The organism is Micromonospora sp. NPDC005220 (assembly GCF_040607895.1).
GTDB lineage: Bacteria > Actinomycetota > Actinomycetes > Mycobacteriales > Micromonosporaceae > Micromonospora.
Genome location: NZ_JBEXHP010000098.1, coordinates 1 through 20572 on the forward strand (window position 1 = coordinate 1; position 20572 = coordinate 20572).

Consider the following 20572-nt stretch of genomic DNA (forward strand, 5'->3'; position numbering starts at 1 on the left):
GGTCCTCCAACTCGGCCTGGGCGACAGCGGTGGCGAAGCCGACGTCCCACAGGGTGGGCGCCCAACGGGACCGCCGCATCGCCGAGATCGACGCCCGCTACTCCACCCGGATCGCGGAGCTGGCCCGGCGGGCCGCCGACGCGGCCCGGCAGGAGGCGCCCGGCTGCGCGGGGGCCGACTGGGCCGGGTGGGCGCCGACGCCCGCCCGCCGGGCCGAGCCGCCCGGCGCGCTGCGGGTCGGCACGGTCCGGATCGACGGCGTCGACCCGGTGCCCGCGCTGGTGCCGCTGCTCGACGCCGGGCACGTCCACCTCTCCGGCGACGACCGCGCCGGCTGCGACGCGGTGGTCTCCGCGTTGCTGCTGCGGGCCGTCGGCCGCGCCGACCCCGGGGCGGTACGACTGATCGGGTACGACCCGGACCAGCTCGGCGGTGGCCTGGCCGGGTTCGCCCCGTTGGGCACGGCGGGGCTGCTCACCTTCGTCGGTCCGGGCGGGCTGGGCCCGCTGCTGGACGACCTGGTGGAGCAGATCCGCCGGATCAACGAGACGGTCCTCGCCGGCGAGTACGCGTCGCTACGCGAACTGGCGGCGGCGACCGGCCGACGACCCGAACCGTGGCGGGTGGCGGTGCTGCTCGGCGGTGAGGAGCTGAACCGGCACGAGCGCGGGCAACTGGACCGGGTGGTGCGGGCCGGCGCCGCCTGCGGCGTACACCTGGTGGTGCACGGCGTGCCGTTGCCGGAGGATCCGACGGTGACCCGGGTGGTGGCCGGGGTGTCCGGTGCCCGGATCGGCGGTTCGGCCGGGCTGCCGGTCCGACTCGATCCGCCACCACCGGCGACGCTGGTCACCGAGACCTGCCGGGACGTCGCCGCCCGGGTGAACGCGGGCCCGCCGCCGACCCCCTTCACCGACCTGCTGCCCCCGCCGGAGTTGATGTGGCGGGAGGACTCCGCCGACGGGCTGACCGCGCCGATCGGTGAGAGCCCGCACGGCCGGCCGGTGCGGTTGACGCTGGGCGACTATCCACCGCACGCGCTGATCGGCGGGCCGTCCGGCACCGGCAAGACCAACCTGATCTTCGCGTGGATCGGCGCGCTGGCGGCCCGCTACTCCCCCGCCGAGCTGGAGTTCTACCTGCTGGATTTCAAGGAGGGGGTCTCCTTCGCGCGGTTCGCGCAGGGCCGGCGCGACCCGAGCTGGCTGCCGCACATGCGCCTGGTCGGCATCAACGTCAACACCGACCGGGAGTTCGGGCTGGCGCTGCTGCGCTTCCTCGCCGAGGAGTTGCGCCGCCGTGCCGACGCGGCCAAGAAGCACGAGGTGACCAAGCTGGCCGAGCTGCGGGCGGTCGACCCGACCGGGCACTGGCCCCGGATCGTCGCCGTGGTGGACGAGTTCCAGATGTTGCTGGCCGGCCGGGACGTGGTCGCCCGGGAGGCGGCCGACCTGCTGGAGGATCTGGCCCGGCGCGGCCGGTCCCAGGGCATCCACCTGGTCCTCGCCTCGCAGGACGTGCGGGGCATCGAGGCGTTGTGGGGCCGGCCCGCGCTTGTCGCCCAGTTCACCCTGCGCATCGCGTTACCCAAGGCGCTGCGGATCCTGGCCGAGCGCAACGACGCGGCGCAGTCGCTGCCGCGCTGGCACGCGGTGGTCAACGCCGAGTCGGGCATGGTCGAGGGCAACGAGGTCGCCCGCATCCCGTCGGCAAGTGACTGGGAGACCTGGAACGGGTTGCAGCACCGGCTGTGGCGGATGCGCGCCCCCGACGCGGCGCCCGCCCGGCTCTTCGACGGCGACGCCATCCCCCGGCTGGCGGACGCCCCGGACTTCCGGGCGCTCGCCGTGCCCCCGGACGGGACCGCGCCGCGCAACCCGGTGGCCCTGCTCGGCGAGATCATCGACGTGCAGTCCCGCTCGGCGGCGCTGCGGCTGCCGCGCGCCCCCGGCCGCAACCTCGCGGTGCTCGGCACCCGCGTCGACGAGGCGTGCGCGGTGCTGGACGCGGCGGCCCGGTCGCTGGCCCGTCAGCACCCGCCGGGCACCGCCCGGTTCTCCATCGCCTGCCTCGACCCGGACGCCGACCCGATCGCCCGCGCCCTCTACGACGACCTGGCCGACGACGCCGCCTGGTACGACGAGGAGACCGTCGGCGAGCTGATGGCCGAGACGGCCGACGGGCTCAGCGGCCCGGGGAGCCCGCACTACCTGCTGCTGTTCGCTGTCGACGCGGCGGCGGGTGCGCTGGCCGCCCGTACGGGTCGACGGACCGGCCTGGAGCAGCTGCGCCGGATCATGCACGACGGGCCGGAGCGACGGACGCACGTGCTGGCGTGGTGGCGGGGCGTCGCCCGGATGCGCGCCGATCTTGGCGGGCCGGCCGCCCGGACGGACCAGATCGGCGCCTGGGTGGCCCTGGACGCGCACGGTGGCGAGCTGGGCTCGTCGCTCTACCCGGGCACCGGCGGGCCGGACTGGTATCCCCGACCCTGGCGGGGTCTCTTCTTCGACCGGGCGGTCCACCGCACCGGACAGGTGATCATCCCGTATGGACCGACACGATGAACGAACCGGTGACCAGCGAGTCGTACGCGGTGCAGCTGCGACGGCTGGCCGACCTCACCGCGCGGGTGCGCGAGCAGCGCGCCGAGGCGCACACCTGGCACGAGCGGCAGTGCGCTGCCGCCGAGCGGGCCGTCGCCGAGGCGACCGAGCAGCTCCAGAGCGCCGAGGAGGAGCTCGTCGCCGCGCGTGAGCAGCAGGAACGGGTCGATGCCGAGGTGGCCCACCTGTGGCAGCAGGTGCGTACGCGCCTCGGTGCCCGCCGTCTCGGCGGCCCACCCGCCCCGGCGAACGGCGTCGGGGCGACCGATCCCGTACCGCTGCTCGCCAAGGCCCGGGACCTGCTGGACCGGGCCGGGCAGCCGGGCGAGCTGCCCGGCTCGGTCAACCCGCTACTGGCGCTCTGCGGGGTGGCCGGCGGTGTGCTGGCGTACGCGCTGGGCGCCGGTGCCCGCGCGCTCGGCGTCGGCTACGGCGGCGACCTGGCGGTCGGACTGCCGGTGCTGGCACTGGTGGTGACGCTGCTCGGGCCGCTGGTCGGCCTGGTGCCGGCCCGGGTGCTGGCCGACCGCCGACACGCGGTGCTCGGCCCCCGACCGATCAGCGTGGTGATCGGCGCGGGTCTGGTGACCACCGCGCTGCTGCTGATCCTCGGCCGCTGACCCCGCGCGCCGGGCCCTCCCGCCGGCACGGGCTCTCCCGTCGTGCGCGCCCGGGCGTGATCGACTCGGCTTCCTGGAAACCGCGCTGTCCCTGCCTCCCGGACACCCCGACTTCCTGAAAAGCGAGTCGATCACGGCCGGGACCGCTCAATCACGGCCCGGACCGCTCGATCGGCACCCGGTCAGGCCGGGATCAGGACGGCCTCGCGGAGCAGCCGGCGGGTCAGGGTGACCCGGTCGGCGTCGTCGGGCAGGCCGGGCAGGTCACCGACCCGGGTGACGGTGCCGGTGAGCAGGGCGCGGGCGGCCGGCTCGCAGCTCGCCGGCAGGGTGATGGTGCGATCGAAGAGCCGCACCGCCACCGTGTCCGCATCGTGCGGCTCCACCTGCCAGCGCAGGCCGGGCCGCACTGTGACCTGGGAGTCGGCGTCCAGGGTGGCCAGCGCGTCGGCCTGGGCGAGGGGTCGGATCGGCGCCGGGCGGGCCGCCGGCCAGGCGCGCTGGCGCAGCCGCGCGGCGACCGCGCTCGGGTCGGCGCGCAGCAGCCAGTCCCGCAACGCCTCCACCGTCTCGGTCAGCTCCGGCTCGATGGCGTCCGGGTCGGCGACGTCGGTGCCGAACGGCAGGCTGGCCCGCAGCCGCTGGTCCTCGGCGGCCAGCGCCAACAACTCCTCGACCAGGGCGTAGCGGGTGAGCGCTCGGATGCCCACGGTCAGGTGCAGCGAGCTGGCGTCCTGAGCCTGCGCGCTGTGCAGCCACCCCCGGGGCAGGTAGAGAGCGTCACCGGGGGCGAGCACCACGTCCAGCGCGGCCGGGCCCTGGGCGGTGGCGCCGACCTCGTCGGCGCGACCTCCCCAGGGCTGCTTCTCCAGCGGGTCGGGCAGCACCGGCGGGTGGATCCGCCAGTGTTTGCGGCCGTCGACCTGAAGCACGAACACGTCGTGGGTGTCGTAGTGGGTGGCGAAGCCCTGACTGCCGGCCGGGGTCAGGTAGGCGTTGATCTGCAACGGCTGGTTGAGCGCGAGGCCCAGGTCGCGGGCGAAGTCGACGAGCGGCGGCCAGATCCGGTGCAGACCCTGCAACACCAGCGTGGCCCCGGACGCGTACTGCTCCAGCACCCGCTCGTCGAGCACCTGGTCGCCGATCTCGGCGCCCGCGCCGCCGCCGCCGGTCCAGCGTGCGGCTGCGACCAACTGCCCGTCCTTGGCGACGCGCAGGAACGGGGTACGCAGACCGCGCCGGCTCAGCAACTCGTCGGCGTCGGCGGGGCTGAGCAGGTCGGTGAAGCCGGCCGGGTCGGGCAGATCGGCGGCGCGCGACAGCAGCGGGGTGTGCCCCCAGTGCGCGGCGGAGAATTTGGCCGGTTCGACCGCGACGCAGCGGGCCAGCGCCGCGGTGGCCTCGGCGGACGGAACCGCCGGGCGGTGGTGGCCGCCCGGCGGGTCGAGGTACGTCATGGCGTGCCGCTACCGGGCGCTGCCGTCAGCGCCACCGTCCTGCTGACCCGGGGTCGCGCCGCCGTCGGCGGGACCCTCAGCGCTGCCATCAGCGCCACCATCGTGCTGACCCGGAGTCGCACCACCGTCGGCGGGACCCTCAGCGCTGCCATCAGCGCCACCATCGTGCTGACCCGGAGTCGCACCACCGTCGGCGGGACCCTCAGCGCCGCCGTCAGCGCCACCATCGTGCTGACCGGGGGTCGCCCCACCGTCGGCCGGGCCCTCCATGCCGCCGCCGCCGGTGGTCTGCATGTCGTCATCGTTGAGTGCCATCGGTACTCCCTCGGGTGTGCCGCCCCGCCGTACGCCGGGGTCCGTCGTGCTGCGGGTGGTACCCCACGCGCGATCTTCTCTAACCCTCACCGTAGACGCCGAACCGGGGCGACACGGGCAGTTCGCGAGCGGCGGCGCAGAGTGCCAGGATGGGGTGGTGATCCTGGTGGGCACGTCCGGCTGGCAGTACCGGGACTGGCGCGGCCGTTTCTACCCGCAGCGGCTGCCGCAGCGGCTCTGGCTGGAGCACTTCGCCGCCGGGTTCGCCACCGTCGAGGTCAACAACGCCTTCTACCGGCTGCCCGAACGCGACACCTTCGCCGCCTGGCGGGCCCGGACCCCGGCGGACTTCTGCGTGGCGGTGAAGATGAGCCGCTACCTCACCCACATCAAGCGGCTGCGCGACCCGGCGGAGCCGGTGGCCCGGTTCCTCAGCCGCGCCACCGCGCTCGGTGACCGGCTCGGCCCGGTGCTGCTGCAACTCCCACCGAACCTGCGCGCCGACGTCGAGGCGCTGGACGAGACGCTGCGACAGTTTCCGGCCGAGGTGCGGGTCGCGGTGGAGCCCCGGCACCCCTCCTGGTGGACCGACGCCACCCGGGCGGTGTTGGAACGGCGACGGGCCGCGCTGGTCTGGGCGGACCGACTGGGCCGCCCGGTCGCCCCCCGCTGGCACACCACCGACTTCGGCTACCTGCGGCTGCACGAGGGTCGGGCGCGGCCGTGGCCCCGCTACGGTCGGGCCGCGCTGCGATCCTGGGTACGCCGGCTGACCGACACCTTCGGCGCGGACGAGCCGGCGTACGTCTATTTCAACAACGACCCGGGCGGTGCCGCGATCGTGGACGCCGTCGCGTTCGCCGCGCTGGCCCGAACGGCCGGGCACCCGGTGTCCCGGGTGCCGACCGCCGCCGACGACTGAGCCCGCCCGACGGCGTCGGGCGGGCTCTCGGCGTCAGGCCGTCACGGCATCATCATGGCCAGGTTCTTGGGCATGGTGTCCTTCACGTCCTGCCACTCACCCTGGGTGACATGGCGGCGCAGCGTGTCCAGCACCACCTGCGTCACCCGCTCCGGGCCACCCTCCGCGTCGTACGGGAAACCCTGCCGCACCTCGTAGAGGAAGTCGTCGCGGTTGAGCTTGATCGGCACGTCGGACGGGACCCAACCGTCGAAGTAGATCCCCCGGACCAGCACCGGCAACTGCTGGGCGAACTCCACACTCTCGTCCACCGGCAGCCGGTCGCGCAGCAGGTGCAGCACCGTGCGCAACGCCGCGTACGACTGGTTGCGCCGCTCCTTCGGCCAGCCGTAGGCATTCTCGATGTCCTTGAGAATGAGGTTGGTCTTGTCCAGCGAGGACTCGAACGCTGAGATCATCGAGTCAGCCATCGGTCGACCCCCGTTCCGTGCTGTCCCACCGTCTGTCGTCGGCGCGGCGCGGCGGCCCCACCGGGCCACGGCGGGCCCGCACCGGGCTGCCCTGCGGGGCGCGCCGGGCGTTGTCGGCAGTGCCGACCACGTGCAGGACGGCACCACGCCGTCGATCCGTCACCAGTCGAACCGTCATCCCCGTCACCTCCGTGTCGTCTCCGGCGTCGGCCGTCCACGGGCGGCCGTACCCACCGCGTCCACCTTCCCCGGGGGGCGGGTGAGGCGGCCCCACCCCGATCGGGTGAGGTCAGTCGACGTTGAGGAGATCCGCGAGGGTCTTGGCGTTGGTCTGCGCGTAGTCCCGGTAGCAGTTGTTCATCAGGACGTGGGTCTGCCTGGCCTCGTCGGCCAGCTCGCGCAGCTTCGGCGCCCAGTCGGCCAGCTCCCGCTTGGAGTAGTGGTAGCCGAACTTCTCGTGGATGTCCTTGCTGGTCCACTTGTCGCTGTGCCCGTGAAAACGCATGACCGCGAGGTCCGCGGTAGCGGCCAGCACCGGGGGCACCGACGAGCGGTGGCCCTGCGGCATGTCCACGCAGACGTACGGCAGGTGGTGCTCGCGGAGGAAGGCCAGGGTCTCGTCGGCGTTGTCGCCGTCGAACCAGGAGGCGTGCCGGAACTCGTAGGCCGGGCGCAGCGGCGCGCAGCGCTTCGCCACCTCCAGCAGGTACTGCTTGTTGGCCCGCTTGATGGTGAACCAGGGCGGGAACTGGAACAGCAGCGCGCCCAGCTTGCCGGCCTCGACCAGCGGGTCCAGGGCGGACAGGAAGCGCGTCCACACCTCCTCGTACGACTGCGCGGGCAGGTCGTCGGGGTAGACGTTCTTCTTGTCGGTCTCCGGGCGCAGGTCCTTGTAGAGCGCGCTGACCCGGGTGGGGTGCCCGGTCAGCAGGCTGAACGCCTTGACGTTGAAGGTGAAGCCGGCCGGGGTGCGCTCGGCCCACAGCCGCGCGGTGGCCTCGGCGGGCGGCGAGTAGTAGGTGGCGTCCACCTCGACCAGCGGAAACTGGCGGGCGTAGTAGGCCAGCCGCTTCTCCGGGGTGTCCGCGGTCTGCGGATACCACCCCGAGTCCAGCAGCGTGCGGTCGGTCCAGGACGCGGTGCCCACCAGGATGTCACCCATGGTGGAAGTCCATCGCGTCGCGGACCGACCGGCAACCGCTGGGGTGGCTCAGGCCGCCCGCCGCTCGCGAGTCTGCTTGCACGTCACACACGTGGTGGCGGACGGGAAGATCTCCAGCCGCTCCACCGGGATCGCCGCCGAGCAGCCCTCGCACCAGCCGTAGGTGCCCTCCTGGAGCCGGCCGAGGGCGTGCTCGAACTGGGCGCGGCGGTCGAGGATGGTGCGCAGCAGCGACTGGGCGGTGTCCCGCTCGGCCGTCTTGGTGCCGCTGTCGGCCTGGTCGTCGCCGGCGGTGTCGCCGACCTCCACCAGCCGCAGCACCTGGCTCTGGAGCACCGCCTGGTCGTACTCGGCGGTCAGCTCGTCGTAGCGCGCCTGGAGCGACTGTCGGATCTGGTCGATCTCCATCTGGGACCGGGTCGTACCGACCGTGTCGTGGACGAGCATCGCTGCCTGCCTTTCCTGGGCCTGTGGCTCACGGTGAACCGGGTGCCGGCGGCGCAGGGCCCCGGTCACGGTCGCGTTCGGTGCGCGGGCGGTCACCCGCGCTCTGTGAGCCGGGCGAGTACCCGCCGGATCAGACGCCCAAACCGACGAACGTCGGTTGTTGTCAGTCGGTCCCGCCGGGCTCCACGAGCGCCGGTCGGCGGGGGTCGTCGGCGCGTACCACAACGTCGGCGAAGCTCGCCGGAACGACCTCCTCGGCGTACCGGTCGAAGGCCGGCAGCGCCCACTCCTGGGCTGGTTCGGTCCGTCGGCGCAGCGCCGCCGGGGACAGCTCCAGGTGGACGGTGACGTCGAAGGGCAGTCCGCCGCCGAGCAGCAGCGAGCCGCTGACCAGAACAACGCCGCCGGGTGCGAGGTCGACGTAGCGGGCGCGGCTGGCCCGGTCGGCGTCGGCGTCCCAGAGCGACGGGAGGAGCCGACCGGTGCCGCCCGGACCGGCCGGGTCGAGCACCTCCCGGCGCAGCCCGGCCTCGTCGACCCAGGCCTCGTAGAAGGAGTCCGGGTTGGTGCGGCCCAGCTCGAAGCGCAGCGAGGCGGGGCGGAGGAAGTCGGTGGCGCGGACGTGCAGCACCGGGTGGCCCAGGGCGCGCAGCGGGTCGACGAGTGCCGCGGCGAGTTCGTCGACGCCAGCGGCGGGGGCGCCGTCCACGGCCACCCGCAGCCGTGCGGGCCCGGCGGCGGAGGTCGCGGCGCGGGTCGCCGCGTCGGCCAGCCGGCCGGTCAACTCGGTGACGAGCAGGTCGGGCGAGATGGGACGGATACGCACCGCACCATCCTGCCCCGCGCCCGGCCGGCGGGTGCCGCCGGTCAGCCGGTGCGGTCGATGGTGACCCGGGCGTCGTCGGCCAGCCGGTAGCCCACGCCGTAGACGGTGGTGACCAGCGGGACGTCCACGCCGACCTTGCCGCGCAGCCGACGCACGTGCACGTCGACGGTGCGCACGCCGGCGTGCTCGTAGCCCCAGACCGCGTTGAGCAGTTGCAGCCGGGTGAACACCCGGCGCGGGTGCGCGACCAGGTGCAGCAGCAGGTCGAACTCCAGCCGGGTGAGCGGCAGCGGCTCATCGTCGCGCAGCACCGAGCGCGACGAGGCGAGGATGTGCAGAGCGGGAATGGTCGGGCTGATCGGCCGGGCCGACGACCGGCTGGCGGGCGCCTGGTCGGGGCGGCGTTCGGCCGGGACCGAGCCGACGATCACGCCTTCGCCCCGCTCCAGCATCTCGCGAGCGGCCTCCAGCAGCCGACGTGCCGCCGGGGTCAGCGACTCCTCACAGGCCAGCGGGATGGAGAGCGTCACGGTGAGCACGGGCGCGGCGGTGTTGGCCGGGCGACGCTGGCCGCCGGGCGGTCGACCGGGCACCGCGGGTTGGGACGTATGCCATCCGGCGCGCGACGAGGCAGGGCTGACCGACATGGTCCTCCTTGGGCTGGTCCGGGTATCTCCCCACGGCCCGGGACGCCGCTTCATCGATGCTTCCCGGCGCCTGGGCGAGGGTCAAGAGGCGGCTGCGTTGCATGAATGTGACAATTGACGAACACATCGGAGCCAGATGCTCGCTCTGCGTACGAGGCCTGATGATTACAGCAGAGTCGTCGAGATGCCCCGATACGGGGGTCCCCGACCGGTTCACCAGGCGGTCACAGCAACCGCCGGACCAGGGCTCAGCTCCTGTGATCCACGCTGATCGGGGCCTCGTCGGCCAGCCGGTAACCGACCCCGTAGACGGTGGTGACCACCTCCGAGCCGGCCAGCTTGGCGCGCAGCCGGCGGACGTGTACGTCCACCGTCCGGGCCACCGCGTGCTCGTAGCCCCAGACGCTGGAGAGCAGTTGCAGGCGGGTGAAGACCCGGCGGGGCCGCTCGGCCAGGAACAGCAGCAGCTCGTACTCGATGCGGGTCAATGGGATGACCCGGTCACCCTGGCGGACCGTCCGCGAGCCGGCCAGGATGCGGACGTGGTCGGCGGACGGCTCGGCGGCGACGGGGCGCGGGGCCGGTCGCGGCACCGCCGCGGCGTCCTCGACGGCACGCAGTTGACCCTCACCCGATTCGGCCAGCTCGCCGAGCAGCTGCACCAGCCGGGCCAGCCGAGGGCTCAGCGGCCCCGGGACGAGGTCGAGGGTGATGGTCAGGGTCGGGCCGGAACGCGGACGGGCCGGGCGGACCCCCGGGTGGCGGCGGGTGGGGATGGCGACGACGGACATGGTGCCTCCTGAATGGCGGTACACCCGCCACGCCGGGTGTGGCGTGACGGTCAGTGGCGCGCCCACCCGGCGTTGACCGGGGACGCGAGGGGCGAGGGTTGATGCAGGGGTGTCGGGCCGAGGGCCGGCAGGCCGGCGATCCGCCAGGCCGCGAACCCACCGACCACATCGGTGGCCCGGTGCAGGCCGAGGTCCTGCAGCGCGGCGGCGGCCAGCGACGAGGTGTAGCCCTCCTGGCAGAGGATCACCACCGGTACGTCGTAGTCGACGGCCTGCGGCAGCCGGGCCGGGCAGCGTGGGTCGAAGCGCCACTCCAGCACGTTGCGCTCGACGATGAGCGAGCCCGGCACCACGCCGTGCGCGGCCCGCTGCGCGGCCGGGCGGATGTCGACCAGCAGCGCTCCGGTCCGGTACGCCAGGTGCGCCCGCTCCGGGTCCAGCCGGTTCAGCCGGGCCCGCGCGGCGGCCAGGATTTCGTCGATGCCCCGGGAGCCCGGCGGCGGCACGGGGGCGGGACAGTGCTCGGCGGTCATCTGCATTCTCGGTTCCTTCCGGTGACAGGGGATCTCGGTGCGCGCGGTTACCAGGACCGGCCGGCCTCGGCCACCTCGGCGACCCGCAGCCGCCCGTCCAGCAGGTGGTAACGGGTCATCCGCAGCAGCGCCGGCCGGTAGACGTGCACGCTGACCGCGGGCGCGGAGCCCCGGTTGGTCACCTGGTGCACGTGCCGGGGGCCGAAGCGTCGTCCTGCGCCGGCGGGAAGCAGTCGGGGGTGGAGTCGGCCGGCGCTGACCGTCTCCTCGGTGAGCACGCCGCTGACCACCCGGAACGCTCCGGAGGAGCCGCCGTGGTCGTGTAGGTCCGTGCCCTGCCCCGGCAGCCAGCTCAGCGCCCACACCTCGTGCTCGTCGCTGACGGCGAGGCGGGCGTACCAGCGCTCGGCGGGGTCGAACCGCAGCGCGACCGGCCAGCCGGCCGGGTCGGCCCATCCGGCGGCAACGGTGAGCAGGTCGAGCTCCGGACGGTGGTGCGTCATGGCGGTTCCTCGCAGGTCGTTCGGCGGGGTGCTCCCGTACTCTAAACTGCAAAGCCTATAGGTTTAGTAGGTAATTCCACCTGCTGGGACACACGTCAGCCACGGGTCGATCAGCGCAGCACCGGCGGGTCCACCCGGTAGCCCGGCAGCGACGGCCAGCGCACGGTCAACACCACCGACGCGCGCTCGGCGAACCAGGAGTGGTCCACCCCCCGGGCCCACACCACGTAGTCGCCCGGCGCGGCCAGCCGCACCGTCCGGTCCGGCAACTCCACCCGGAAACACCCCTCGACGAGGACGAGCAGAGTGGTACGCACCTCGCCGGTCGCCCACCGCGACCGGGCCTGACCGGGCGGATGCACGCCCCACTTCACCTCGACGTCGGTGCTGTGCCGGATCTCCCCCGGCGGCGCGAAGTGCCCGAGCAACCAACCGGCGTTGGTGGCGCCGTCGACGCCCGCGTTGCCCACGTACACCGTCTCACCCATCGGAACCTCCCCCAGCGCGCCGGCCGAGCAACCTATCAGCACCGGTGGGCACTAGCCTGGACCGGTGACCGAGGACCTCGACGCCGAGACGCTGGCGTTCGCGCACCGGATGTTCGACCTGGCCCGCGCCGGCTCCACCGAGGAGCTGGCGGCCCAGCTCGACGCCGGACTGCCGGTCAACCTCACCAACGACAAGGGCGACACGCTGCTCATCCTGGCCGCGTACCACGCCCACCCGGACACGGTGGCCGCCCTGCTCAGCCGCGGCGCCGACCACTCCCGGGCCAACGACCGGGGGCAGACCGCGTTGGCCGCGGCGGTCTTCCGCAGCAGCACCGAAGCGGTCCGCGCGCTGCTCGCCGCCGGCGCCGACCCGGCACACGGCAACCCGTCGGCCATCGAGACCGCCCAATTCTTCGACCTGCCGCAGATGACGGAGCTGCTGCGCGTCGGCTGACACCGGTACGGCCGGCCGGTATACAGGGGCGGTGGAAGATCCTCTGCCGGAGCAGATGCGAGCCGCCAGCACCGCCCTGCTGACCGCGCTCGACCCCGCCGCCCACGAGAACGCCGTGCACTCGTTCGACGACGAGGCAGCCCGACGCTGGCTGGAATACCGGCCCCGACCCCGGCCGGGCGTCTGCCTCGCCGCGCTCGACGTCACCGCCCGCAAGGCCGCGCACCGGCTGCTGGCCACCGCGCTCAGCCCCTCGGCGTACGCGCAGGCCATGGCGATCATCTCGCTGGAGGAGGTGCTGGACCGGGCCGAAGGCTGGCAGCGCGGGCGGCACAGCGGCGACTACTGGGTGGCCGTGTTCGGCGACCCGGCGCACGACGACCGCTGGGCGTGGCGACTCGAAGGGCACCACCTGTCGGTGAACATGACAGTGGTGGACGGTCAGGTCTCCCCCGCGCCGATCTTCTTCGGCGCCAACCCGGCCGCGGTGCGCTACGCCGGCCGGCCGGTCTCCCGCCCACTCGGCGTCGAGGAGGACCTGGCCCGAGCCCTGCTCGACGCGCTCGGCCCGGCCGAACGGGCCGCCGCGATCATCGCCGACGAGGCGCCGACGGACATCATCAGCGCCACCCGTGGGCGGGTCGACGCACCGCTGGAGCCGCTCGGCGTACCGGCGCAGCGGCTGGGACCGACCGGCCGCGCGCTGCTCGACCAGCTGGTCGCCCTCTACCTCGACCGGCTGCCGCCCGAGCTGGCCATCCGCGAGGCCGCTCGACTGGACGCCGGCCCGCTGCACTTCGCCTGGGCCGGCCCGACCCACCCTGGGCGGCGGCACTACTACCGGGTGCAGGGCGACGACCTGCTGATCGAGTACGACAACACCAGCGCGGACGGCAACCACGCGCACACAGTGCTACGCCGCCCCGCCAGCGACTTCGGTGCCGACGTCCTGGCCACCCACCACCAAACCCACCCCCACTAGCCCCGCCGAACCTCCCCACCCCCGCCCTTCACCCCGTCCCCGCCCCGCCCTTTCGCCCCGCCCTTTCGCCCCGCCCCTGCCCCGCCCGGTCGATCTTGCAGTTGTGGTGGGCGAATTACCCCGGTGTTTGGCTTTTGTCAGGCACCACAAGTGCAAGATCGACGCATGCCAGGGGTCAGGGGCGGATGGCCTCGATCAGGAAGCGTTGGGCGTGGGCGACGAAGGGGCCCTCGTTGGTGATCCGGGCATGGAGATCGCGCAGTGGTGCGCGGTAGCGGTCGACAGTGAACCCGGGCACCGTCCAGATCACCTTGCGCAGGAACCAGACCACCGCGCCGATGTCGGAGAAGGTCGCCCGCAGGGTGGCCCGACGCAGGTCGACCACCCGAAGGCCAGCGGCTTCGGCGTCGGCGGTCGCCTGCTCGGGATGCCGCTGGCTCGGCGGTGGCAACGGCCCGAGGATCGCCTCACTCAGCTCCCGCATGGTCCCGGCCCCGATCTGTTGCGACAGGAACGTCCCGCCCGGCCGCAGCACCCGTGCCGTCTGAGCCCAGTCGGTACGCACCGGATGCCGACTGACCACCAGGTCGAACGAGGCGTCGCGGAACGGCAGCGGCCGGTCCGGCGCGACCGCCACCACCGACGCGCCGACCCGACGCAGGGTCCGCCGGGCCACCTCGACGTTCGGCGGCCACGCCTCGGTCGCCGTCAGCAGCTTAGGTGGACGCGGCACCTCGGCGAGCACCTCCCCGCCGCCGGTGTCCACGTCCAGCGCCGCGTCGGCGCGCGCCATCCGGTCCGCGACGAGCCGGGCGTACCCCCAGGGTGGACGCTCCTCGGTGGCCCGGCCGGAAAGCCAGCCGAAACCCCAACCATCCACGGGTGCGGCAACGGCCTCCGCGATCAAGTCCTCGGCGTCACGCTCAGCGGTCATGGCGGTCAGCCTCCTGGCCGGCCGCTCGGCCGGCAACCCATTTGCCGCCGCCCAGCCGGGCGCTCGCGGCGGACCTCAGCCGAGGCTGAGCTGGTGCTCTTCGAGGGCGGCCTGGAGGATTCCGAGCGCCTTCGGTCCCATCCCGTGCAGCTTGGCCAGCTCTGCCCGGGGGACGTCGGCGAGCTGCCGTAGCGCGGTGTAGCCGGCGCCGTGCAGGGCCCGGGTCGCGGGCGCGCCGATCTTTGGGAGGGTGTCCAGCGAGGAGGTCATCCGCGGAGGGTAGACCGCCCAGCCGCACCGATGCCGACCCCGCGCCCGAAGCCGGCCGGGCGCCGGGCTCGTGCGTCGAGCAGGCTGGCTTGTGCACCGCGCAGGCCGGCTCGCGCGCCGCTCAGGCCGGCTCGCGCGTCCAGCGGTCGGGCCGGCAGGTCGGGGTCAGGGGCTGGCGATCTCGCCGGTGGAGCCGGCGAGCGCGTCCAGGCCGCCGGCGTCGACCCGGCCGCTGTCGAACTGACGCATCAGCCGGGCGCCCAGGTGCACGCCGACTCCGCCAGCGGCCAGCGCGACCAGTTCGGTGACCAGGATCGCTACCGACGCGCCGCGCTGCGAAGAGTGTGACCGGACCAGGCAGGTGAGCAGGAACATGGCGGCCATCACCGCGTTCACCAGGTTGAAGGCGACGGCGGTACGTCGGGTGCGGTCGCCCGGCACGTCCCACAGGTCGACCATCCCGGCCACGGCGGTCAGTGCGGCGGCGACGAGCGCGGCGATGCCCGTCCAGTAGCCGACCTCGCCGAAGAACGCGGGCCCGCCGACGACGTCGGTGAGGTCGAAGACGGTGGCGCTGACGAATAGCCCGAGCGGGAACGTCACCAACATCGGTTGGATCGGGTGCCCCTGCACCCGCAGCCGGCTCTGCATCGGTCCTCCCCCGGGTTGGCGCAGCTCACCTAAACCAGAGTGCTACCCGGGGTCGGTCGAGGCGAAACGATGCCGCCCGACTCGCCGTTAACCGGACGAACGGACACCACACGCCCTGATCAACTCGCGTTTCAGGAAACCGGTCCATCCAACGGCCGGGGACACCCGCCATCCGGACAGATCCACTCGGGTTTCAGGAAACCGCGCCATCCCGCAAGCCCCGACACCCCGCCTTTAAGAAACGCGAGTCGATCACACAGCCGCGCCGCGCGCCCCCGTGCGCCGCGCGAACGGGCTGCCGCATGAACAAGGCCACAGCGCGGACAGGACCACCGCACGCAGGCTCGCCGCGCGGACGGACAGGGCCACCTCACGGACAGGGCCACCCTCACGGGCAAGGTAACCCCTGGACGGAGGGGCGCTGGGTGGTCAGGTGTCGCGGGAGCGGGAGACGGTCCGGACCAGTCGCTCGGCCACCTCGCGCAGCGGGATGTCCAGCGACGACGCGGCGGTGCGCAGCACGTCGAGGGCTTCGGCCGGTGGGCAGCCACGCTGCGTCATGATCACGCCGACAGCCTGGCCCACCACCCCGTCGTGCAGGAGTGAGGCGTCCCGAACGCCGGCGAGGGTGAGCTGCCGGCTGCGGTCGCGGACGGCGGCGAGCAGCAGGCCGGCGTGTTCGGCGAGCAGCATCGCGGTCAACTGGTGTTGCGGGGTCAACAGGTCCGGCGCGGCGGCGTACAGGTTGATCGCGCCGATCACCTGGTCGTCGATGTCGACGGGTGCGGAGATCACCCCGCGTACGCCGAGGTCGCGGGCGTGCGCCGTCCAGGCCGGCCAGCGGGGCTCACCGGTCAGGTCGACGGCGAGGATCATCTCGCGGCGGTGGATGGCGCTCATCGCCGGTGAGTCGGGCCCGTGCCGCAGGTCGTCCAGCCCGGCGAACCCTTCGTCGGAGGCGGCCACCCCGGCCGGCTCGCCGGCCCGCAGGGCGGTGAACCCGCACCAGCGCACCCCGGCGACCGCGTCCCGGGTGACCCGGACGAGCGCCAGCAGCGCCTCATCAAAATCGGTCAGGGCGATCAGCCCGGCGGTCAGCTCCCGTAACAGCGCGGCTGCTTCCAGGACGCCGAGGGTCTGCACCACCGGTTCCCGCGTGTCGAGGTTCACCGGTTCGCAGCCTCCGTGCCGTGGCACGTTTGGCCCGCAAGCATCGTCACCTGTGTCATCGTCTGCTCTCTCCCGACTCGACCGACCAGCCCTACTACCCGGGGAAACCGTGGTCGAAACGGCATAAATCGGGGCCCGGTCGCACGCGGGCGCGCGACCGGGGCCCCGACGGTGTACGTCAGCGCGAGGTGCCGCTGAGCCGCCGCCCGATGGACGCGATCAGACGGTCGAGCTCGGACCCGAACGGGTTGTCGTGCACCAGGTACGTCCAGGTGGCGGTGGGCCGGACCAGGGTGCCGTCGTCGGGCTGCCAGTCCTCATCAAATTCGGTCTCGGTGAAGGTGGCGATGGTGCGGGCCTCGATCTCCGGGATCAGGTCGTTGAACGCCGGCACCGCCGCCCGGTGGAACTCGTCCAGCGGGTCGAGCCGGCCCAGCGCGCGCAGGTGCACGCCCTCGCGGACCTCCGACAGCTCGGCCAGGTGCTCGGCCCAGAGCCGGTCCAGGTGGTAGAGCGCGATCGACCGGGCGGCACGGGCGAGCAGGTCCTCGTCCATCTCGCCGGCCTTCTCGGGCTCCTTCTCGAGCAGCATCACCGCGGCCACGTCGCTGGTCAGCAGCCGCTCCCGGCGGGCGGCGAGGGCCTTGCGCTGCTGCTCGATCACCACGCTGTAGCGCCAGGTGTTGCGGTGGATCTCGTGGTTGACGCCCTCGGCGACCCGCTGGGCGTGCTCCACCGCGTAGTCCACCTGCTCGTCGGTCACCAGGCCGTCGGCGTTCATCCGCGGCGAGGCCGGCACCGAGTCGGCGGCGTGCCGGACCACGAGGTCGTCCTCCAGGCTGACGAAGAACACCGAGCCACCCGGGTCGCCCTGCCGGCCGGCCCGACCGCGCAGCTGGTCGTCCACCCGGCGGCTGTCGTGCCGGCCGCTGCCGATCACGTAGAGCCCGCCCAGCTCGGCCACCCGCTCCCGGTCGCGCTGGTCGCTGCCGCCGAGGCGGATGTCGACGCCCCGACCGGCCATCTGGGTGGAGACGGTCACCGCGCCGTACGCGCCAGCCTCGGCGATGATCGCCGCTTCCTCGTCGTCGTTCTTGGCGTTCAGCACGACGCACGGCACCCCGGCGGCGTTCAGCCCGGCGGCCAACCCCTCGGACTCCTTGACGTCCAGGGTGCCGACCAGCACCGGCCGCCCCTTGGCATGCGCGCGCTGGATCTCGTCGACGAGCGCGTCGTCCTTCTCGGCCCGGGTGGCGTAGATGCGGTCCGGCTCGTCCTCGCGGATGCACGGGGTGTTCGGCGGGATCACCGCGACCTCGAGGCCGAAGAACTCCCGCAGCTGGTCGCCGACGTGCACCGCGGTGGCGGTCATGCCGCAGACCTTCGGGTAGAGCGCGATGTACGCCTGCATGGCGATGGTGCCGAGCACCTCGCCCTCGGCGGTGGCGTCCAGCCCCTCCTTGGCCTCGACCGCGGCCTGGAGGCCGTCCGGCCAGCGGCGGCGCTGGGCCACCCGGCCGCGCATCTCGTCGATCAGCTCGACCGAGCCGTCCCGGACGATGTAGTCCACGTCACGGTGCAGCAGGGCGTGCGCGTGCAGCGCCACGTTGACCGCGGAGAGCTGCGCGACGTGCTCCTCGTCGTACAGGTCGATGCCGAGCTTGGCCTCGATGGCGGCCAGGCCGGCGGAGGTGAACGCCACGCTCCGCCCGTCCTCGGCGACCGTGTAGTGCTTGCCCTTGCGCAGGCCACGGACCAGCGCGGCGGCGGCGTGCACCGGGTCCTGCTCGCCGGGCACCGCGCCGGCCAGGACCATCGGCACCCGGGCCTCGTCGATCATGATCGAGTCGGCCTCGTCGACGATGGCGGTGGTCAGCGCGGGCTGCACACGATCCTCCACGTCGGTGACCAGCTGGTCGCGCAGGTAGTCGAAGCCGGCCTCGCTGACCGACACGTAGGTGACGTCGCAGGCGTACGCGTCGCGCCGCTCCTGCGGGGTGGACGCCTCGTTGACCCAGCCGACGGTGAGGCCGAGCAGGGTGTAGACCGGCTCCATCCACTGGGCGTCGCGGCGGGCCAGGTAGTCATTGATGGTGAGCACGTGCACCGGGCCGTTGCCGAGCCGGACGTGCCCGTACGCGGCGATCGTGGCGGTCAGTGTCTTGCCCTCACCGGTGGCCATCTCGGCGACCTTGCCGGAGAGCAGCGACATCGCGCCGAGCAGCTGCACGTCGTACGGCCGCTGGTCGAGGCCACGGCGGGCGGCCTCGCGGCCGACGGCGCAGATCTCCTCGTAACCGGCGGCGGCGCCCGCGGCCTCGGTCAGCTCGGCGTCGTCGAGCGCGGCGAGCTCAGCCTCGCGTGCCTCGATCGCCGGGAGCAGTTTCTCCAGCGGAGCAAGATCCACGGTCGAGCCGGGGCGCTGGAGGAACCGCCGGAACTTGCTCTTGAACCGTTGCGACACACCCATGAGCGGCAACGGTACGCGATTCCGGGCGGTGTGCGCGGCCCGGCCGCCCGGCAAGTCGGACTCGCCGGGGCGAAGTCAGCCGACCAGCAGCTGGTGGCTGGCGAGTTCCCGGTAGAGCGGGTCGGTGGCGGTCAGCTCGGCGTGCGTGCCCACGGCCATCACCCGGCCGCCGTCGAGGACGACGATCTGGTCGGCGTCGACCACGGTGGCGAGCCGGTGGGCCACGATCAACAGCGTCCGGCGGACGGCCACCGCGTCGATGGCGCGGCGCAGCGCGACCTCGTTGCGGGAGTCGAGGTTGCTGGTCGGCTCGTCGAGCAGCAGCACCGGCGGGCCGGCGAGCAGCGCGCGGGCGATGGCCAGCCGTTGCCGCTCACCCCCGGAGAGCAGGACGCCGCCCTCACCCACCTGCACGTCCAGGCCCTGCGGGGTGCGCCGGGCCAGGTGACCCAGGTTGACCTCGTCGAGGACCTCGCGCAGTCGGTCGTCGCTGGCGTCCGGGGTGGTGATCAGCAGGTTCTCCCGCAGCGTGCCGGCCAGCACGGGCGCCTCCTGCTCGACGTAGCCGAGCCGGGCCCGCAGCGCGTCGCGGGGCAGGTCCCGAACGTCGTGGCCGTCGAGTCGGATCGCCCCGGCGCTCACCTCGTAGAAGCGCTCGACCAGGGCCAGCACTGTGGACTTGCCGGCGCCGGAGGGGCCGACCAGAGCCGTCCGGGTGCCGGCCGGCACCGCGAAGCTGACCTCGTGCAGCACCGGCTCGCCCCCCGGGTAGCCGAAGCCCACCCGGTCGAACTCGATCATCGGGGTGGGGCGGCGCGGGGTCGCGGCGGCGGGCGCCGGCCGGTCGTCCGCGCCCTCGGCGGGCACGGCGAGGATCTCCTCGATCCGCTGGAGGGCGCCCAGGCCGGACTGCAACTGGGTGTACGCCCGCAGCACCTGGCCCAGCGGCAGCGCAAGAAGGAACAGGTACATGACGAACGCGACCAGGTCGCCGACGGAGATCGCCCCGGCGGCGACCCGCGCCCCACCGATGCCGAGCACCAGCAGGAACGCGCCCTGCACGGTGACCGAGCCGATCGGGCCGACCAACGCCTGCACCCGGGCCACCCGCAGCCCCGCCGCGTACGCCTCCCGGGCGCTGCCGGTGACGGTCTCCGTCTCCCGGGTCTCGGCGCGGCTGGCCCGGATGGTCCGGGCCGCCGAGATGGCCCGCTCCACCGCGGAGGTCATCTCGCCGATCCGCTCCTGGGCGGTTCGGGCCAGTGCCCGGACCCGGCGGGCGAAGGTGGCGGCGAAGGCCAGCCCCAGCGCCACCCCGAGCAGGGTGACGCCGAACAGCAGCGGGTCGAGCAGCACCATGGCCGTGCCGGCGCCGACCACCGTCACCGCCCCGGTGACCGTCTCGAAGAGCCCGGAGGTGACGACCGCGCGCAGCAGCGTGGTGTCCGAGCCGACCCGGGAGAGCAGGTCACCGGTGCGTCGGCGGTCGTACTCGGCGATGGGCAGCCGCAGCAGGTGGCCGGCCAGCCGACGCCGGGTGCCCAGCACCAGCCCTTCGGCGGTGCGTTGCAGCAGATAGTCGCGCAGCCCGCCGATCGCCGCGCCGAGCACCACCAGGGCCACCAGCACCGCCACCAGCCGGGACACGCCCTGCTCGGCGCCGATCCGGTCGAGCACCGACCGGGTGAGCAGCGGCTGCGCCAGCGACGCCGCCGAGCCGATCAGCGACAGCGCGCCCACCACGACCAGGGTGCCGCGGTGCTCCCGCAGGTACGGCAGCAACGCGGCCAGACCGACCGACCGGCCCCCGGCGGTGCCGCCGACCGACCCGCCCCCGGCGGTGCCGCCGAC

The 20572-nt window shown here is 73.6% G+C and carries 23 protein-coding genes; 5 read left to right on the top strand and 18 right to left on the bottom strand.

The window, feature by feature from the left end; genetic code table 11:
- Both ABZU52_RS25960 and ABZU52_RS25965 read left to right on the top strand, forming a co-directional pair.
- Window positions 1-2567, top strand: a 2567-nt coding sequence (locus ABZU52_RS25960; protein WP_354973580.1) for an FtsK/SpoIIIE domain-containing protein, incomplete at its 5' end; no start/stop codon positions are given.
- Complete coding sequence (locus tag ABZU52_RS25965) at window positions 2564-3226, top strand: hypothetical protein (protein WP_354973581.1); 663 nt, start codon at window positions 2564-2566, stop codon at window positions 3224-3226. The genes ABZU52_RS25960 and ABZU52_RS25965, both read left to right, overlap by 4 nt.
- A 182-nt stretch (window positions 3227-3408) precedes the next feature.
- Here ABZU52_RS25965 and ABZU52_RS25970 read toward each other — a convergent pair whose 3' ends face one another.
- Window positions 3409-4683, bottom strand: a complete 1275-nt coding sequence (locus ABZU52_RS25970; RefSeq protein WP_354973582.1) for a cupin domain-containing protein — start codon at window positions 4681-4683, stop codon at window positions 3409-3411.
- Window positions 4684-4692: 9 nt separating this feature from the next.
- Window positions 4693-4998: a hypothetical protein gene (locus ABZU52_RS25975; protein ID WP_354973583.1), complete on the bottom strand. Its 306-nt coding sequence runs from the start codon at window positions 4996-4998 to the stop codon at window positions 4693-4695.
- A 157-nt stretch (window positions 4999-5155) separates the two neighbouring features.
- Between ABZU52_RS25975 and ABZU52_RS25980 the strand changes: the two genes are divergently transcribed.
- A complete protein-coding gene (locus tag ABZU52_RS25980; RefSeq protein ID WP_354973584.1) occupies window positions 5156-5920 on the top strand; it encodes a DUF72 domain-containing protein in 765 nt (254 codons plus the stop codon).
- A gap of 41 nt (window positions 5921-5961) precedes the next feature.
- Here the strand turns inward: ABZU52_RS25980 and ABZU52_RS25985 are convergent, their stop codons facing one another.
- The 10 genes from ABZU52_RS25985 to ABZU52_RS26030 form a co-directional block, all read right to left on the bottom strand.
- A complete protein-coding gene (locus ABZU52_RS25985; RefSeq protein WP_354973585.1) occupies window positions 5962-6390 on the bottom strand; it encodes a DUF2267 domain-containing protein in 429 nt (142 codons plus the stop codon).
- Window positions 6383-6568 carry a hypothetical protein gene (locus ABZU52_RS25990; protein ID WP_238659534.1) on the bottom strand — a complete coding sequence of 62 codons (186 nt, stop codon included), beginning with the start codon at window positions 6566-6568 and terminating at the stop codon, window positions 6383-6385. Before ABZU52_RS25990 ends, ABZU52_RS25985 begins: the two co-directional genes overlap by 8 nt.
- Window positions 6569-6679: 111 nt before the next feature.
- Window positions 6680-7552 carry a DUF72 domain-containing protein gene (locus tag ABZU52_RS25995; protein WP_354973586.1) on the bottom strand — a complete coding sequence of 291 codons (873 nt, stop codon included), beginning with the start codon at window positions 7550-7552 and terminating at the stop codon, window positions 6680-6682.
- Between the two features lie 48 nt (window positions 7553-7600).
- Window positions 7601-7999: a TraR/DksA C4-type zinc finger protein gene (locus tag ABZU52_RS26000; RefSeq protein ID WP_354973587.1), complete on the bottom strand. Its 399-nt coding sequence runs from the start codon at window positions 7997-7999 to the stop codon at window positions 7601-7603.
- A gap of 163 nt (window positions 8000-8162) precedes the next feature.
- Entirely contained in the window at window positions 8163-8825 is a 663-nt protein-coding gene (locus ABZU52_RS26005) for a uridine kinase (RefSeq protein WP_354973588.1), read from the bottom strand.
- Between the two features lie 41 nt (window positions 8826-8866).
- Entirely contained in the window at window positions 8867-9472 is a 606-nt protein-coding gene (locus ABZU52_RS26010; RefSeq protein WP_354973589.1) for a winged helix-turn-helix domain-containing protein, read from the bottom strand.
- A gap of 248 nt (window positions 9473-9720) precedes the next feature.
- Complete coding sequence (locus tag ABZU52_RS26015) at window positions 9721-10263, bottom strand: winged helix-turn-helix domain-containing protein (protein WP_354973590.1); 543 nt, start codon at window positions 10261-10263, stop codon at window positions 9721-9723.
- Between the two features lie 50 nt (window positions 10264-10313).
- Window positions 10314-10796: a rhodanese-like domain-containing protein gene (locus tag ABZU52_RS26020; RefSeq protein WP_354973599.1), complete on the bottom strand. Its 483-nt coding sequence runs from the start codon at window positions 10794-10796 to the stop codon at window positions 10314-10316.
- A 47-nt stretch (window positions 10797-10843) separates the two neighbouring features.
- Window positions 10844-11299, bottom strand: a complete 456-nt coding sequence (locus tag ABZU52_RS26025) for a cysteine dioxygenase family protein (protein ID WP_354973591.1) — start codon at window positions 11297-11299, stop codon at window positions 10844-10846.
- Between the two features lie 110 nt (window positions 11300-11409).
- Window positions 11410-11787 carry a signal peptidase I gene (locus tag ABZU52_RS26030; RefSeq protein ID WP_334507508.1) on the bottom strand — a complete coding sequence of 126 codons (378 nt, stop codon included), beginning with the start codon at window positions 11785-11787 and terminating at the stop codon, window positions 11410-11412.
- Between the two features lie 64 nt (window positions 11788-11851).
- Here ABZU52_RS26030 and ABZU52_RS26035 point away from each other — a divergent pair, with 64 nt between their 5' ends.
- Window positions 11852-12244 carry an ankyrin repeat domain-containing protein gene (locus ABZU52_RS26035; RefSeq protein ID WP_354973592.1) on the top strand — a complete coding sequence of 131 codons (393 nt, stop codon included), beginning with the start codon at window positions 11852-11854 and terminating at the stop codon, window positions 12242-12244.
- 31 nt (window positions 12245-12275) lie between these two features.
- A complete protein-coding gene (locus ABZU52_RS26040) occupies window positions 12276-13226 on the top strand; it encodes a DUF3500 domain-containing protein (RefSeq protein ID WP_354973593.1) in 951 nt (316 codons plus the stop codon).
- 175 nt (window positions 13227-13401) lie between these two features.
- Here ABZU52_RS26040 and ABZU52_RS26045 read toward each other — a convergent pair whose 3' ends face one another.
- The 6 genes from ABZU52_RS26045 to ABZU52_RS26070 all read right to left on the bottom strand — a co-directional run bounded on the left by ABZU52_RS26045 (window position 13402) and on the right by ABZU52_RS26070 (window position 20503).
- Window positions 13402-14160: a class I SAM-dependent methyltransferase gene (locus tag ABZU52_RS26045; protein ID WP_354973594.1), complete on the bottom strand. Its 759-nt coding sequence runs from the start codon at window positions 14158-14160 to the stop codon at window positions 13402-13404.
- A gap of 75 nt (window positions 14161-14235) precedes the next feature.
- Entirely contained in the window at window positions 14236-14430 is a 195-nt protein-coding gene (locus tag ABZU52_RS26050) for a helix-hairpin-helix domain-containing protein (RefSeq protein ID WP_354973595.1), read from the bottom strand.
- A gap of 165 nt (window positions 14431-14595) precedes the next feature.
- A complete protein-coding gene (locus tag ABZU52_RS26055) occupies window positions 14596-15081 on the bottom strand; it encodes a DUF2231 domain-containing protein (RefSeq protein WP_354973596.1) in 486 nt (161 codons plus the stop codon).
- Window positions 15082-15510: 429 nt separating this feature from the next.
- Window positions 15511-16251 (bottom strand): GAF and ANTAR domain-containing protein, encoded by a 741-nt coding sequence (locus ABZU52_RS26060; protein ID WP_354973597.1) that lies wholly within the window; start codon window positions 16249-16251, stop codon window positions 15511-15513.
- Window positions 16252-16429: 178 nt separating this feature from the next.
- The gene (gene secA2 / locus ABZU52_RS26065) at window positions 16430-18721 is read right to left on the bottom strand and encodes an accessory Sec system translocase SecA2 (RefSeq protein WP_354973598.1); all 2292 of its coding nucleotides are present in this window, start codon (window positions 18719-18721) and stop codon (window positions 16430-16432) included.
- 75 nt (window positions 18722-18796) lie between these two features.
- Window positions 18797-20503 (bottom strand): ABC transporter ATP-binding protein, encoded by a 1707-nt coding sequence (locus ABZU52_RS26070; protein ID WP_354973600.1) that lies wholly within the window; start codon window positions 20501-20503, stop codon window positions 18797-18799.
- Window positions 20504-20572 lie beyond the last annotated feature (69 nt).

Bases quoted from the DNA above. Each gene is read 5' to 3' on its own strand.
- ABZU52_RS26055 (WP_354973596.1), bottom strand. From the start codon at position 15,081: ATGCAGAGCCGGCTGCGGGTGCAGGGGCACCCGATCCAACCGATGTTG.
- ABZU52_RS25975 (WP_354973583.1), bottom strand. From the start codon at position 4,998: ATGGCACTCAACGATGACGACATGCAGACCACCGGCGGCGGCGGCATG.
- ABZU52_RS26020 (WP_354973599.1), bottom strand. From the start codon at position 10,796: ATGACCGCCGAGCACTGTCCCGCCCCCGTGCCGCCGCCGGGCTCCCGG.
- ABZU52_RS26030 (WP_334507508.1), bottom strand. From the start codon at position 11,787: ATGGGTGAGACGGTGTACGTGGGCAACGCGGGCGTCGACGGCGCCACC.
- ABZU52_RS26025 (WP_354973591.1), bottom strand. From the start codon at position 11,299: ATGACGCACCACCGTCCGGAGCTCGACCTGCTCACCGTTGCCGCCGGA.
- ABZU52_RS25995 (WP_354973586.1), bottom strand. From the start codon at position 7,552: ATGGGTGACATCCTGGTGGGCACCGCGTCCTGGACCGACCGCACGCTG.
- ABZU52_RS25965 (WP_354973581.1), top strand. From the start codon at position 2,564: ATGAACGAACCGGTGACCAGCGAGTCGTACGCGGTGCAGCTGCGACGG.
- ABZU52_RS26010 (WP_354973589.1), bottom strand. From the start codon at position 9,472: ATGTCGGTCAGCCCTGCCTCGTCGCGCGCCGGATGGCATACGTCCCAA.
- ABZU52_RS26050 (WP_354973595.1), bottom strand. From the start codon at position 14,430: ATGACCTCCTCGCTGGACACCCTCCCAAAGATCGGCGCGCCCGCGACC.
- ABZU52_RS25970 (WP_354973582.1), bottom strand. From the start codon at position 4,683: ATGACGTACCTCGACCCGCCGGGCGGCCACCACCGCCCGGCGGTTCCG.
- ABZU52_RS26045 (WP_354973594.1), bottom strand. From the start codon at position 14,160: ATGACCGCTGAGCGTGACGCCGAGGACTTGATCGCGGAGGCCGTTGCC.
- ABZU52_RS26015 (WP_354973590.1), bottom strand. From the start codon at position 10,263: ATGTCCGTCGTCGCCATCCCCACCCGCCGCCACCCGGGGGTCCGCCCG.
- ABZU52_RS26000 (WP_354973587.1), bottom strand. From the start codon at position 7,999: ATGCTCGTCCACGACACGGTCGGTACGACCCGGTCCCAGATGGAGATC.
- ABZU52_RS25990 (WP_238659534.1), bottom strand. From the start codon at position 6,568: ATGACGGTTCGACTGGTGACGGATCGACGGCGTGGTGCCGTCCTGCAC.
- ABZU52_RS25985 (WP_354973585.1), bottom strand. From the start codon at position 6,390: ATGGCTGACTCGATGATCTCAGCGTTCGAGTCCTCGCTGGACAAGACC.
- secA2 (WP_354973598.1), bottom strand. From the start codon at position 18,721: ATGGGTGTGTCGCAACGGTTCAAGAGCAAGTTCCGGCGGTTCCTCCAG.